7 protein-coding genes and 1 tRNA gene are annotated in these 15,693 nt (G+C 47.4%); 4 read left to right on the top strand and 4 right to left on the bottom strand.

The window, feature by feature from the left end:
* The first annotated feature begins 243 nt into the window (after positions 1-243).
* A tRNA-Glu gene (locus NG796_RS03685) sits at positions 244-316 on the top strand.
* Positions 317-419: 103 nt separating this feature from the next.
* On the opposite strand, the gene NG796_RS03680 is transcribed toward NG796_RS03685, so the two are convergent.
* The 3 genes from NG796_RS03680 to NG796_RS03670 all read right to left on the bottom strand — a co-directional run bounded on the left by NG796_RS03680 (position 420) and on the right by NG796_RS03670 (position 10,763).
* On the bottom strand, positions 420-6,248 hold the full coding sequence (locus NG796_RS03680; RefSeq protein ID WP_261204559.1) for an AAA family ATPase: 5,829 nt from the start codon (positions 6,246-6,248) through the stop codon (positions 420-422).
* A gap of 435 nt (positions 6,249-6,683) precedes the next feature.
* Complete coding sequence (locus NG796_RS03675; RefSeq protein WP_261204558.1) at positions 6,684-8,357, bottom strand: ABC1 kinase family protein; 1,674 nt, start codon at positions 8,355-8,357, stop codon at positions 6,684-6,686.
* Positions 8,358-8,543: 186 nt separating this feature from the next.
* Complete coding sequence (locus NG796_RS03670; RefSeq protein ID WP_261204557.1) at positions 8,544-10,763, bottom strand: GAF domain-containing sensor histidine kinase; 2,220 nt, start codon at positions 10,761-10,763, stop codon at positions 8,544-8,546.
* Positions 10,764-11,282: 519 nt separating this feature from the next.
* Between NG796_RS03670 and NG796_RS03665 the strand changes: the two genes are divergently transcribed.
* Positions 11,283-12,656, top strand: coding sequence for an N-acetylmuramoyl-L-alanine amidase (locus NG796_RS03665; protein ID WP_261204556.1), 1,374 nt, complete (start codon positions 11,283-11,285; stop codon positions 12,654-12,656).
* Positions 12,657-12,824: 168 nt separating this feature from the next.
* The gene (locus tag NG796_RS03660) at positions 12,825-14,366 is read left to right on the top strand and encodes a pentapeptide repeat-containing protein (RefSeq protein WP_261204555.1); all 1,542 of its coding nucleotides are present in this window, start codon (positions 12,825-12,827) and stop codon (positions 14,364-14,366) included.
* A 21-nt stretch (positions 14,367-14,387) separates the two neighbouring features.
* On the opposite strand, the gene NG796_RS03655 is transcribed toward NG796_RS03660, so the two are convergent.
* Positions 14,388-14,864, bottom strand: a complete 477-nt coding sequence (locus tag NG796_RS03655; protein ID WP_261204554.1) for a hypothetical protein — start codon at positions 14,862-14,864, stop codon at positions 14,388-14,390.
* A gap of 73 nt (positions 14,865-14,937) precedes the next feature.
* Between NG796_RS03655 and NG796_RS03650 the strand changes: the two genes are divergently transcribed.
* Positions 14,938-15,600 (top strand): class I SAM-dependent methyltransferase, encoded by a 663-nt coding sequence (locus NG796_RS03650; protein WP_261204553.1) that lies wholly within the window; start codon positions 14,938-14,940, stop codon positions 15,598-15,600.
* The last annotated feature ends 93 nt before the right edge of the window (positions 15,601-15,693 follow it).

The raw sequence follows: 15,693 nt of genomic DNA, 5'->3' as shown, positions 1-15,693 counted from the left end.
GGAGATTCATCAAGTCCAATCCCAAGATTTAGCCCCCGTGATGGCCGAATCAGGGCTAACCCCAAAACAATTTAGGCGCTCAAACCTTTACAGTGAGAGGCTTTTCAGCAATTCCTGGAAAATCTCTAAAATTTTTTGGAAAAAGGGGTTGACAATACTAGGCGACCTGGTTAATATATAAAAGGTGCTGAGGGCAAGCGAAAAACAACCGCTGAGACGACCTCAACAAAGCACGAAACACCTGCCCCCATCGTCTAGAGGCCTAGGACACCTCCCTTTCACGGAGGCGACGGGGATTCGAATTCCCCTGGGGGTATTATACCGCAGTGCGGCAGGATTAGAAAGGAACCTCATGTTTCATGAAGTTCCTTTTTTGATGGCAGAATCAAGGGTCCGCAGCCGGGGAACTCCCCCGAAATTCAAATTAAATTAATGGAGTTGGAGATCAATTCTTGACACTTCTGCCAATAGATTTGCGCCACTTTATCCCCCGGATTTTGGTCCAGACAGGATTGAAAGAGGGAGGCAGCCTCTGCCCAGCGCTCAAATTGATACAGCGATCGCCCTTGGGAAAAGAGTTCTAGGGTAGCGAGTTTCCCGGCTTTAACCTCCAGCGAATCCGCATCGAACACCTCATACACCGTCACCAATTCCGATTTTCCCTTCACTTGAACGCGGGCGATCGTGCGAATCGCATAATCTGAGGGATTTTTCAACCGCAAAAACGTATGGTGGGTAATTAACAGGGATACCCCATAATTTTTCGTCAAACTCTCCACCCGAGAGGCTAAATTCACCGCATCACTAATCACCGTCCCATCCATGCGGTTTTCCCCGCCAACCGTCCCCAACATCAAATCCCCCGTATTGATTCCTACCCCAATTTGAATGGGCGGATAGCTGGACTTAGCGCGGTCTAAATTGTACTCTTTAAGGCGATTTAACATCGCCAAACCCGCTTTGACTGCATCATCAGCATCGCCACCAAACAGCGCCATAATTGCATCACCGATAAATTTATCAATAAATCCCTGATGCTCCAGGATGGCGGGTTCCATCCGAGACAAATAGGAGTTGATAAATTTAAAATTTTCCTCCGGCGTCATTGTTTCAGACAGGGTGGTAAAATCGCGAATGTCAGTAAATAAAATCGACATCTCTTTTTGCACTGCATCCCCAACTTTCACATCTACCAGACTGTCATATCCCAGGAATGAAAGAAATTGATTCGGCACAAATCGCTGGGCGGCTTCAGTCAAAGCTTCTTCAGCATCGAGTGCTTTTTGCAATTGAGTATTCAATTCAGATAAATCCGCCAGCAAGCGTTCCCGTTCCCGTTCCGCCGTTTTGCGTTCGGTAATATCCTGAAACGCAACAATCGCATAGAGAATATTTCCTTTTTCGTCATAGATAGGCGTTCCCCGACTTTCAATAGGGATAATCTTATCCCCTTGATGGATTTCGATATTATCTAGGTTTGTGGTTTCCCCATGCAACGCTCGCACTATAGGTAGTTCCTCCGGGGGATAGATTTCGTTAGTCCCGGCCCGATACAATTGATAAATTTCAGAGATTTGTTCCGTAGTGGCATTGGGTGCAACGCCTTTCCCCAGCAATTCTTGGGCCATGCGGTTGACATATTGTGGTTTCCCCTGGGGATCAACTGCCCCGACTCCCACAGGCATGGCTTCTAAAAATTGTGCTAACCGGCTTTCACTGGCGCGGATTTCTGCATAGAGTTGAGCATTTTCAATGGCGATCGCCGCTTGGGCTGAAAGCAGTTTAACCACTTCCACCCGTTCTCCGGTAAAAGCATCGGTTGTGAGATTATTTTCCAAATAGGCAATACTGATCAATTGTCCGCGATCAATCAGGGGAACGCATAAAATTGACTTGGGTTGAGTGCGTTCAATATAAGGATCATTGGTAAATTTGCCCTCTTGAGTGGCATGATTTAAAACGACGCTCTCCTTCGTCCGGGCTACATAATTGACAATCATGGACGACAGATCCGGGCTATAGTCTACAGGAATTGATTGCAAGACCGTAATGCGATCGCTATCTACAGCCCCCGACGCTTCCACCCGCAATTCTTCCTTGTCTTTTAAAATCAAACAGCCTTTTTCTGCCCCGGTATTTTCCAGCAAAACGTTCATCAATTTGACCAGTAAGTTATCTAGCAAAATTTCTCCTGCCAGGGCATTAGTAGCTTTTAAAATAGTGGCTAAATCTAGCAAATGTCCCGAACTTTTGCCCGGACTGGAAATCGTCTTTTGAGAATCAACTGTGATTAGGCTATTAGACCGTAGTAACTGAGGATAGGTTTCATCTAAGTGTTTAACTTTGCGAGTTGCGCCCCAGCGCAAATACCAATAACGGGACTCTTGTAAATAAGCTTTTGCGGTTAATTCTCTCCGGTTTGCTAGATAAAACTTAGCGGCGAGTTCGTAAGCCAGCGCTACTTCATTAGCATAGTCCTGTTCTTTGGCTCCAGCAATGGCAATTTCATAGGCGTTAATGGCTTTAAGTTCTTCCCCCAAGATGCGATACTGTTCAGCTTTTACTAAGTCAAATTTGTGCTGGTAATTCATGGGAGCACTCTGGGCAAATTTTTGGAGTTTCTGTTGATTGGTTGCAACTTTTTTTAAAATTTGTTTTCTTTTAGCAGAATCACTACCTGGACCGGAGGAAACCCGCTCCCCTAGCTGGCTTAACTGAATTAATGAATCATAAAAATAGAAAATGGGTACGAGAATCATCCCTCGGATCCCAGATAAATAGCGTTGAGTCAGTTCCGACCATTCCTGGAGGGAGTCGCTTTGCTCAAACAGATACCCTAAAATTAATTTATTGAGATAAAGATAAGCTAAACAATTGAGATCATTAGCTTGTTCATGAATAACTAGCATGGTTTCTTCATCATAGGCTTCCCCTTTCAACACCGACGGATTTTCAGAATTTCCGATTAAATTCAAAACAACTTGTCGATATAATTGAATTTTTTGCAACGGGCTTTTTTGTTTCAGTTTAAATAATTCTGTGCTATATACGCCCATCTCCTGTTCCAATTGGGTTAGTTCTTTTCCGATAAAGTAAGCGTGAATAGAATAGACATAGATACCATAAGGCCCATATTGTAAATCCCCAGTTTCTAGCCCGATCGCGTAGGTTTCGAGTAAGGGCTTTAAGGTTTCCCGGATATGAATCTTGCAGGGGTTTAAAAAGCAGTTGACAATATAAATCGTCTTGGCTTTATTTTTTTTATCATTTAATTGTTGCAATAGATGAAGTGCTACTTCACCCAATTGATGGCTCATTTCAAAATCGCCCATAAGGGCGCATATAAATGTAGCATAAATGGCATAAGCATGAGGAGATTCCGAGGTATTTCCATATTTAACGGAAAGTTCAAACTGTTTAAATCCCAACAGGGGGGAAAGAGCAGGAAAGGCAACATAGGCAGCCGCTGCAATATTGGATAAAATGCGCATGGCTGCTTGGATGTTGCGATCGCTAATGGGTGGAAGGTACAGCAAATCCCGGGGTTGTTTTCCCCTAAATAGAAATTTGGAGTGAATGAGGGCTTGCAATGCATGAAATTTATTGGGCTTTTTGGGAAACTTGATTCCCAATAATTTCAAGATGTCTAAAGCAGTGGTAATGGCTTGCAAGGAGTTATTCTGTGATTTATCCGCTTGAATTTTTACCTCATAAACTTTTACTTTATCCATGAGGGTTTTAGCCCGTTTTAGCACTTCATTTCCCCACTGCTGCATCGTCACAAATTCACTACACAAATAAGCCGCTTCTGCCGCTTCTATATAGAGGGAAACCGTCAGATCATAGTGAGTCTGCCAACTTGATTCTGCTAACAGTTCTAAACCCGCTTTTAAATAATTAAATGCCGGTTGATAGGCAGCCGAAGCTTTAGCTTTTTGACCCGCCCTAAGATTTAACTGGGCGAGTTCATGGCGTTGAACCTGTTCCTGAATCAACGCTTGTGCTTTATTTAAAGCATTGACCATCTCGAACAGTTTTTCTTCCTGTTCATGGGGTGGAGTATGGTGTAGTAGCAGGTAACCGACTTGGTGATGAATCGCTGTTTTTTCAGAATCAGGAATTAAACTATAGGCGGCTTGCTGAATGCGATCGTGGACAAATTTATACTCTCCTAATAAATTGCGGCGATTCCCTTTTTGCGGGACCCTTTCAGGGTGAGAAGGAGGTCGAATTTCTTCGACTCCAATTCCCCAATCTCCTACCGGACTCAAGGGTAAAACTAACCCTTCGGCAATGGCAAAATGCAGCAGGGAGGCAGTTTTACGGGGAGATTTTTCACAGACTAAGGCTAATCTTTTTAAGGAAAATTGATTTCCCAGACAAGCCGCCCGTTTCAAAATATTTTGAGCTTCTTCAGGCAATTTTTGAATTTTGCCTGCCATTAATTCTACCACATTTTCACTAAACTCCTGAGCTTGAATCTGCTCTAAATCCCACTGCCAGACTCCTTGTTCATAATCAAAAATTAAGAGTCCTTCGGTATAAAGGGATTTTAAAAATTCAGTGAGGAAAAAAGGATTGCCGCCAGTTTTATCAATGACGAGTTCGGCAAGGGGTTGGGCGTGTTCATGGTCACAGTGCAGGGTATCGGCAATCAAAGTGGTCACCGTTGGTAATCCTAATGGGTTGAGAAAAATCTCGTTAACCGTCGCGCCATTGTCCCGAATAGCACCAATTGCCTGCATTAAAGGATGGGCTACATTGACTTCATTATCTCGATAAGCCCCGATTAAAAATAACCCCGATTCTGAGCCATTAATTAGCAGTTGGATCAGGTCTAGGGAGGCGCGATCGGCCCATTGTAAATCATCTAGGAAAATGGCTAGAGGATGGGTGGGAGTGCTGAAAATTTTAATAAAGTTTTGAAACACTAATCTAAAGCGGTTTTGCGATTCCGCCGGAGGCAGGGTGGGGACTGGAGGTTGACTCCCTACAATCAATTCCACAGCGGCGATCGCCTCGATAATCACCTGAAGATTTGCCCCCAATTGAGACCCGAGTTTTTCTCGCCATTCCTGTAGTTGAGCTTCCGTTTCCGTTAATAGTTGCTCCACCAACTCGGTAAAGGCTTGGATAAAGGCACTATAGGGAATATCCCGCTGATATTGGTCAAACTTTCCTGAAATAAAATATCCCTTTTTTTCAGTGATAGGTTTATAAATCTCATGGACAATGGCAGATTTGCCAATGCCGGAATAGCCGGAAACCAGCATCATTTGACTGGGAGAATTCTCTTCGCCAGCCGCAACGCTATCAAACGCACTGAGTAACGTTTGAATTTCTGATTCTCGGCCATACAATTTTTGATGGATGTGAAATTTATCAGAAATATCTTGACCAGCTAAAGGAAAATTTAATAAAATGCCCCTAGTTTGTAGCTGATGCCAACAATGTTCTAAATCAGCTTTAAGACCCCGTGCACTTTGATAGCGGTCTTCAGCGGTTTTTGCCATCAACTTAAAAATAATTTCCTCCACAATGTGGGGAAGGGAGGGATTAACTTCATGAAGAGAAACCGGCTGTTTAGCAATGTGAAAATGCACCCATTCTAAGGGTTCTTCGCTTTCAAAGGGTAGGCGATTGGTCAGTAATTCATAAAAAGTTACCCCCAGGGAGTAAAAGTCGGTCCGATAATCGATCGCCCGATTCATTCGGCCCGTTTGTTCCGGAGAAATATAGGGTAAAGTTCCTTCTAAAAGGTTGGGATTGCTGAAGGTTGGGTTTTCCCGGGATAAAATGGTGGAAATGCCAAAATCAATAATTTTTACCTGTCCAGTTTGAGGGTTTAAAACAATATTGGCCGGGTTAATATCTTTGTGAATAATATGAGCCGCATGAATCTGCTCCAAACAGTCAGCAACTTGAATGGCGATGGGGAGAAATTCTTCTAGGGTTAAGCTGCGATCGCCTTTCCAGTGGGCGAGGGATTCCCCCCCGAAATCCTCGAAGATAATCAGGGGGGTATTTTGCACCCTCTCTAACTGAAGTGAGATTCCGACGCCATCAAGCTGGAGATTGTGCGTAATTTCATATTCTTGTTGATAGCGGCGGAGTTCCTCTGGGGTCGGATAATCCTGCTTGAGCAGTTTGAGGATCACGGGTTGGTGATCCGCCAAGCGAACCCCTCGATAAACCATTGAGTTGTTACTTTCGTAAATGAGGTCGAGAATTTGGTAGCCTGGAATCATGGCGATCGCCGTGGGTTTTCCCTATAGGTTATGAATCGTTGAAAAGGCTCACAGAATTTTCTCACCTTAAAACCAAAGTTTTAAGGGAGAGTTCCTAATTAAGCCCACAAATCAATGAACAGACGGCCAATTTTGTCTCTACAATGACCGAAAACCCGGACACTCTAAGATAAAATGTCCCGCCTCAGTTTCCGGCAAGCACCTGATCTCGCTTCTGGCGGGAGTGGGAAACTCCCCTTTGGCTAAACCTATATTATCCGATCCGTTCCGGAGAATCTATGTTGACCCCAATTAACAAAAATCCCCGAAAGACAAGGGCCTTATGTTGGTTGAAGGAACAAGGAAAACATTGCGGCAATGCCGGGAATGCTCGTGAATGCGCCTGTTAACCGTTGGTTTTCTTTCTTTAGGGAAGTGGAGTCGAGCTTGTTGCGTCTATTCGGAGAGGTTATCCAACTTTTCCTGAACCGAGAGATTAAGTAAAGAGCGCAGGAAGATTAAACCCGTCAAACCGGAGAGGGTAAAGAAGGCGATCGCCCCGCCTGGATAGGTCCCAATCCACAGGATTGCACCCGCCACCAGAAAAAAGCCACTGACGCAGGCATAAATCAAACTTTTAATTCCTAAATTCAGGCGTTTCAGGAGGCGATCGCTTTCCAAGGACCGGACGCGAAATTCTAACTCCCCCCGTTCAATCCGCTGTTCCATCCGGCGGATAATTTCCCCTTGTCGGGGTTGTTGTAATCGATATTGGACAAACTCTCGCGCCTGTTGAGTCAGTCCGCTAATTAGACTGGTTTTACCTCGCGCCATTGTCACCCGGCGAATAAACGGTTTAGCACAGGCAACCGGATTATATTGAGGGTCTAACGTGCGGGCAATTCCATCAAGGGTAGTGAGGGATTTAAGAATAAACGTCATTTGGGCTGGTAAGCGAAAAGGTTGCTGCTGAAACATCGCATACAACTCGCTGCGCAGTTCCCTTAAAGCCTTAATTTCTAAGGGCTTTTCGGTGAAATTTTCTAATAAAAAAGTAATCATGCGGCGCACGGGTTTCATGTCAGGAACGGGGACGACTAAACCCATATCAATTAAGCTTGCCAGAACCGCTTCTGTATCTTTTTTTAAGACGGCAAAAAACGTGCGAATCATCCGGTCTTTCGCCAGAGATTTCATTTCAGCCATCATGCCAAAATCGTAAAAAATGATACTCCCTTCCTGATTGACTGCCATATTTCCCGGATGGGGGTCAGCCTGAAAGAACCCATCTTCTAGCAATTGTTTAAGATAGCAGCAAATTCCCAGGACATTGACTTGCTTGACATCAATGCCACAGGATTCTAAGGTTTGGCGATCGTTAATTTTGATGCCCGGTAAATATTCCATCGCCAAAATCTTGCGACTCGTGTAGCGCCAATAGATTTTAGGAACGATGATATTGGAGTAATCTTTAAAATTATCTCGAAAGCGATCGGCGTTTTTGCCTTCTTGAACGTAATCAATTTCTTGGGAGAGGAAATTAACGAATTCCTGATAAATTTCTTGGAGTTCGTATTTGCGAGTCCAGGGAAAAAAGCGATTGCAAATTTTCACGAGGTCTTGCAAGGCTTGAAAATCGAGTTGAAATAATTTTTCTAACCCGGGACGTTGGACCTTGATGACCACATCTTCCCCCGTATGGAGGCGAGCTTTATGCACTTGACCCAGACTGGCAGCCGCGATGGGAAATTCATCAAAATTGCGGAAGAGGGAGTAAAGGGAGTTACCGAGTTCCGATTCAATAACCGCGATCGCCTCAACGGAACTAAATTCCGGAACTTGATCCTGGAGGGTTGCCAAGGCTTTCACGTATTCTTTGGGCAGAATATCAGCCCGGGTCGAGAGGGCCTGACCAATTTTAATAAAGGTTGGGCCTAGATCTAGGAGGGTTCCCACCAACCATTCGGCCCGCCGATAGCGGTGATGGGGGGCATTACGAGCCACCTTGCTATCCCACCACAAATAGAACATAAACTGGGCAGCGGAGCTAAAAATATCAAGCTGACGCCCTACCAAGGAATAGTTAGAGCGTTGCCACCGCAGTGGTTTCGGTGCTGTCTTTACCACCATTTTTCGGTCAAGCGATGTGAATTCACCCCGAACAAGCGACAATTTCTTTCCCTCAAATTGTACGATCTCAGCCATCGGATGGCGATCGCCTACCCTACTGTTTTTTATTAAAACATGAAACCGAGCCCAGGGGAGTTCCATTCCGAGGGGAAAGAGACCTAAACCCCCAACCCCCTTCCCTAGGGACTAAGGGAGGGAACTGTCCACCAATTGAGGTAAGGTCAGGGTAAAGCAGGTTTCCCAAGCGGTGGAGTTTTTAATGGGTTCACTGGAGACGGTAATCGAACCATTGAGGTGTTGCACCAAACATTTGACTAGGGCCAAGCCTAAGCCGGTGCCCCCGATCGCCTGTTGGGTGACCCCTTGACCCCGACGAAACTTTTCAAAAATATGGGGGAGGTCCTCGGGAGAGATTCCTGCACCCGTATTGGTTAAGGTCACAATCACTTGGTTTTGTTGTACATCAATTTGATGAGAGGCTCGTAAATAAACCGTGGTCCCGGGGTCGGAATATTTCTTAGCATTGGTGAGCAGTTCGTGAAGGATTCGGTCAAAACTTTCAGCATCGGTGTTGAGTTTAAAAAATTTCTTACCGAGGGCTTTGGGGGCGCGTTTAGGCAATTCCAAGCTGAGATTTAATCCCTTTTCCTCAAATTTGTCCTGGAACGTGTTGGTGATTTCGGTGAGGACGAGTTTCAAGTCTAGGTTTTGGACATGAATGGTCGCTTGATTGGACTCATACTCCTGAAGTTTGAGCAAATCGCGAACTAAATTGCTTTCTCTCCGCCATTCCGACTCTAGGATATCCAAATAGCGGGTTTGGCGATCGGGGGTAATTCCCGGTTGCCGCAACATCTGGATCGCCACCTTCATGCTGGTGAGGGGGGTATTGAGTTCGTGGGAGAGGGTGGTCAGGAATTCATCCTTGAGTTGGTTTAACTGGCGCAGTTGGTCGATTTGCTGACGGGTTTTTTCGTAGAGTTTGGCTTGAACGTCCAAAGAGCGCTGTAATTGAGCCGTCCGTTCCTCGACCAATGCCTGAACTTGCTGCATGGTTTGCCGGTGGAGGATCGCGGTGCTCAATTGTGCCGCCACTAATTCGACCAGACGGAGTTCCTCCCCTTGCCACTGTCGCGGTGTACTGTGTTCGAGGACGAGAAAGCCCAAAACCTTGCCCGGACCGGATCCAGCACTGGGAATCCCGACTAAGGGAAAGGTGAGTAGGGCGGGCATGGTTTCTGGAGAGAAGATCGGAGAGGTGCCAATCTCAGGATTGAGGGCCAGTAGAGTACGGCGATCGCTGATTGCCAAGGAATTGGGGGCCGCTAAAAAGGCTTGCTGACACCAGTAACATTCGGACAACCAAAACGAGCGATCGCCCGTTGCACCGGAGGACTGACCCTCAGAAAGGGGGGTGAAAGACTCCAAATCCTCTTGGGTCTGGGGGATACTGTCGGAGACAACTGTTACTTTGGCTTTAGGAATGCGCGAGGTTGCTGAATCGGGGGACCTTTCGGAATCACCGTCTCGGGAAGCGGCGAGGCGGTTGCTGGGCTGGACGCCTGGTTTAAACAGAGGGTCAGCATATTTTAAGAGCAGGATGCGACCGCGATCAGCTTGCAACGTTTCAGCCAGACTAGGGATTGCCATCTGAAGTATTCGTTCAATATCGGCCCCGCGATGAATTGCGATCGTGAGCTCGTGGATCAGGGTTTGATATTTTTCTTTTTGGCGAACCTGTTGTTCTAAGGACCCGACTGCCTGAGTCTGAAGGACCTGATTGAAGGCGATCGCCACTTGTTCCGATAGGGCCGTTAGGTTCATCATTTCCATAGAGGTCCAATAGGACCCCGGGGATTGCTCCAAATTTTCCACCTGGGTCCTCGCCGCTGAGGCCCTCTTTCGTTCTGACCGGGCGCTAAGAGATCCATGCATAAGAATAATGGCTCCATTAATCTCACCCTGAAATCGGGTGGTGATGCCCAAGACTCTGCTTATTGGCACCTCCGCCCCTGCCTCAGCCCCGCAGACCTCCCTCAAAACCCTCTGGGTATCAGAAATCGCCACCAGGTTTGCACCGGCTAAGATTTCTAACCAATTGACGCTTTGCAGAGTTGCCAATTCTTCGGGCAAGAACGGGGCATTGGGGCCTAGGGATTGCAAAATGTGGGTCTGGAGACCTTGGGCTTGGGGGTCTCGAACCACCAGCAGACAACAATCGGCGGTGAATAAAGAGCTAACCCATTCCAGAATGCCGCGCAATACGCTCCCGGTCTCGGTTTGCGTCAGGAGGATTTGGGCAATTTGTCTCCCTAAATCAGCGCGGTGGAACTCTTGCATGAATCGAGCCGGGGATTCGGGCCTCAGAACGGGTGAACTCAGGTGTATAGTAAAAGACTCAGCCATGTTTGCGATACTTTTCCTCGTGACGAGATCCAACAGGGACAGGTTGAGTCGGTTAGGGGCAGTCATTTTTCCGGGCCTTATGGCCGAGAAGGGTGCATTGAGATCCGGTCTTCGGGATCGTTCATACACTTGATCCACTGCATTTTGAGTCTCTCAACTGTTCCTCGCTTTATCTGCAAACCGAGCTGCCATTTTATCCAGCAATGATAGACCGACTCGGCTGATCCCAAGTGGATCAGGATGTTTTCGACGACACCCCCCATTTAGGCTGAGTCCTTTTGATCCAGGTTACACCCTAGAGAACCCCGATGGCATCCGTGATTTCTCTGCAATTTATCATTTCAGTCTGAATGCTACTGTTCCCACAAATCCGGCGGCAGGGGGCAAAACCGACTCCGCAAGGAACCCCCCTGGGAAAAAACCTAAGATTAACTCGTTTTGATAGTGCTAGTATCACCGATTGGTTACCGGAGTTGATGAAGATAGATGGAAACAGGTGCACAGGATTAAATTAGAAATATGGGCAGAATTTTTATTTCAGCCGGTCACGGGGGTTATGAGAATGGCGCAGTCGATCCCGGGGTGATCGCGGGGGGAACAACGGAAGCGCGGGAAATGATTCTCCTGCGGGATTCCATTGTGACGGAGTTGCGATCGCGCCCGGGGGTAGAAGTTTTAACCGTTCCCGATAACCTGAGCATGAGTCAGTCTATCTCCTGGATTAACAGCCGCGCCAGGGCTGGAGATGTGGCCCTGGAAATCCATGCCAATGCCTTTGCTAACCCGACAGGTCGTGGAGCCAGCGTCTACTACATTACCAACAATGACCAACGGAAGCGAAATGCAGAACAACTGCTGCTGAGTTTACTGCGGCGGGTTCCTCAACTTCCCAATCGGGGGGTTCAACCGGATACGGCAACTAGCTTGGGCAATTTACCCTTCAATCGCTGGGTGTTTATCCCCTCTTTGTTGATGGAGGTTTGTTTTCTCACGAACCCCGAGGACCGGTCTTTACTCCAAAATCGTCGCCGGGACTTTGCGATCGGCATTGCTGAAGGGCTAGGGGCTTGGGCTGCTGGTACTGCCCTTCCGGACCCGGTGCCTCCAGCGACTTCCAATCCCGTGCCCCCCACTTATCCCCCAATTAATATCAATATTAATGGGCAGATTTATGGTGAACAGGGCGTGATTATTAATGGGAATGCTTATATTCCCATTGATGTGGCGGATAGTTTTAAAGTCAACCTGTCCACGAATACAGCGATTCGGCGACTAACTTATCGAAATATTGTATATGTCCGGGCGATTGAGTTGCGGGAACATAATATCTCAGTCGCGTGGGATGGGGGAACGCGCACGGTGATGCTGCGATCAATTTTACAAATTTGTCCGGGCTATCTCGATCGCATTGTGGGACATGGCAACACCTCAGAAGTGCAACTGATTGTCTTTCTCAAAGGCAACAATCCCCAGGCGATCGTTCAGTTCCCGGACCTTCCCAAACTCTACCGCGAAGAAGCGGCGATCGAAGGGATCAATTATGATATCGCCTTCTGTCAAATGTGTTTGGAAACGAACTTTCTGCGCTTTAATGGGGAAATCCAACCCACCCAAAACAATTTTGCCGGTTTGGGTTCTGTGGGTGGCGGGAATACTGCCGCTTCTTTCCCCAGTGCCCGAATAGGGGTTCGCGCCCATATCCAACATTTGAAAGCTTACGCCAGTATTGAACCCTTGGTGATGGAACAGGTTGATCCCCGCTTTCGCTTTGTCGCCCGTGGCATCGCCCCTTTACTGGAACAACTCAGTGGCCGCTGGGCAGCGGATCTCCAGTATGGTCAGAAAATTTTGGCCCTGTTGCGACGGCTGTATGAATCTTCGGGTTTGTTGTAACCCCACTCCAAACCCTCAATGCTACACCCACCCGGATGAGAGTACCCTGGGCATTCCCACCCCCACTCTCATCCGTTCCCGCGCGATCGCCGTCTACAAATCAGGATAGGTCCTGAACATTTCCTTCAAAACAATTCATAATGATAACGAAGAAGGGAGACTGGGGATATGGGGGATAAAATCAGCTTAAAAGATGTCATACACTTTTATGCAGAGGGGCGTAGAAACTTTAGAAATGCGGATTTTAGTGGCTTAGAATTCAAGCGGATTAATCTCCAAGAAGCGGATCTTCAAGGGGCCTATATTCGCTGGGGCGAACTCCAAGGGGCAAATCTTAGAGGAGCCAATTTGTCTTGGGCGGACCTCCAAAAAGCGAACCTATCTGATGCAGTTTTGCACCAAGCTAACCTGAAAGATGCGAATCTCAAAGGAGCTTGTTTACAATGGGCAGACTTGAGTGAAGCCAATCTTCAAGGGGCAACGGTGATTAAAGGGAATCTCTCGTTTGCCAATCTGCGTGATGCTTGTCTGCGTTTGGCAAAGTTTCAAGATGCCAATCTGGACAAGACGAACCTGAATGGGGCGGATTTGCGGGTAGCAATGCTCCAGGATGCGGATTTATCCGATGCGGATATTCAACGGGGGAAGCTGCAAGAAGCGAACCTCTCCCGGGCGAATCTGACCGGGGCGAATCTGGAAGGGGCTAATTTTCAAGGGGCAACCCTGGAACAGGCCAACTTGATGGGGGCCAACTTGACCCGGGCCAGTCTTAATCAAGCTTCTCTACAACGGGCTAATTTGACTGATGCTAAGTTGTTTGGGAGCAATTTTGATGGGGCCAATTTGACCGATGCCAAGTTGCCAGCGATCGAGAATATGCTGGGAGTTTCTTTTAAAGGGGCTAACCTGAAAGGGGCCAAGTTGCCGAATGGGGATAGCTTACAACAAGTGCTACTGCCGAATGGTTCGCTTGCAGACCCCCGGCATCCCTCGGAGATTGCCCCGACTTCCCCGGTTGAACCGAGGACGAATCAAAGGAAACAAGATTTACTGGATATCGCGAATGGGTACTCTACAACCTCGCGCTTATCCTCGTCTGGGGGTACAGTTGGGGGTTCACCGGAAGGATTGCCTCCTGGAAAGGCAAGGCGATCGCCTTTGAAATCTCCAGAAGCGGAGTCCCCTGGTACTCCCGACCCCTTACCGCTGCTGATTCCTCCCTTACCGCCGGAGAATGGCAAGGGTTTGTCCTCTGCCACTGTTGGAATTGTCTCTCTCCCAGAAGCGGGAATACCCCTGGGGAAGCACAGGTATCTTTACAGTGCGAGTATCGCTATTTCTCATCGCCGTGGTCCTGGGGAATTTCGGCAAAATCTCCTGACTGCATACAATAGCTGTTGTGCTGTCACGGGGTGCAATGCTGAACCCGTTTTAGAAGCGGTTTACCTCAAAGCTAATGACCTCAATCCTTCTACGGATCCTTCGTCGGGGTTACTGTTGCGATCGGATATTCATACCCTGTTTGACCTGTATTTGCTGGCGATCGAACCCCAATCTCTGAAGGTGCTGTTTTCTCCCGAGTTGCGGGAAACCTCCTATGGGGAATACCACGGGAAACTCCTGCGGGAGGCGATCGCCCCGGAATTTCAACCGGACCGGCTCAAACTCCAATTTCACTGGGATTTATGCCAATGGACCCAGGATTTATAGGCAGTCTATCTCAGCATTTCTTTACATATAGCCTGGGGGCTTAATCAAATAAGTCGCCCAAGTTTGATGATCCTGTTCATCAGTCCCAGTGGGTTTAGCAATCCGCCAGGTTTTTCCTTCTGCCTGCCGTTGCAAATAGAGGTCAAAGTTATTTTTCCGATCAGTAACTCGTTTTTCGGGGAGTTGAATGGTCAGGTTATAAGTGCCTTGGACATGGTAAGCCAACAGTCCATCAATTTTCAACGGGTCTTGTTCCCAAATCTCCACCCGATTGACTTCATAGTTAGGCATGGGATTCTCCGGTTGCCCATGCTCAGTCAGATGCTTGCGGAGTTCGGCTTTGTTTTGACTCAATTCCAAGGCGATCGCCCGTTGCACAACTTCTTGCGTCGGCTGAAATCCAGTCAGACTTAAATTAATACTACAGCCACTCAATAACCCAATTAAAAGGGTTAGGGCGATCGCTCTCAATATGGGTTTAATATGGATGCCACTCATGTTATCCTCCCCTTTTAGTCTCTACTATAGATCTATTCCCGTTATTACACTCCATCTTTAACCCGCCCTAACCATGACTAAAAAAACCTTGGGATTAGACGATCTCCTCCACTCCTATTTCCTCTCAGTTTCGGGGCGCGAATCGGATATTCTACGCGCTTTACGAGAGGAAACCGCCGCTCATCCCCTATCACGAATGCAAATTGCACCGGAACAAGGTCAATTTATGGCTCTGTTGGTGCAATTACTGGGGGCCACCAAAACCCTGGAAATTGGGGTTTTTACCGGCTACAGTAGCTTGGCGGTGGCTTTGGCTCTCCCGGCACAGGGTAAAATTGTTGCTTGCGATATTAGCGAAGATTATACGACTGTGGCACGCTCCTATTGGCAGGCGGCTGGGGTGTCAGATAAAATTGATTTGCGAATTGCTCCCGCATTGGAAACCCTTGATCGCCTCCTGGAATCTGGAGAAGCGGGAACCTTTGATTTTGCCTTTATTGATGCGGATAAGCAAAACTATGACAACTATTATGAACGCGCCCTGCAACTGGTTCGAGTTGGCGGGTTAATTGCGGTTGATAATGTGTTGTGGGGGGGGCAAGTCGCGGACCCAACGGTTCAGGATGCCAGTACAGAAGCGATTCGAGCATTCAATGCTAAGTTACTCCAGGATGAGCGGATCTCGCTGAGTGTGGTGCCGATCGCCGATGGACTGACCCTGGCCCTCAAGCGGTAAGTGCGATCGCCCGTTTTCCACCCAGAAACCGGGTCTAGGCGCTAAAAAATAAGGAAATTATTTTTGCGCCAAACTTGACAATTTTTGATATGA

It is taken from the genome of Laspinema sp. D2d, from assembly GCF_025370755.1.
GTDB lineage: Bacteria > Cyanobacteriota > Cyanobacteriia > Cyanobacteriales > Laspinemataceae > Laspinema.
The sequence above is the reverse complement of the archived record's forward strand: the minus strand, read 5'-3'. Positions and strand labels throughout refer to the sequence as shown.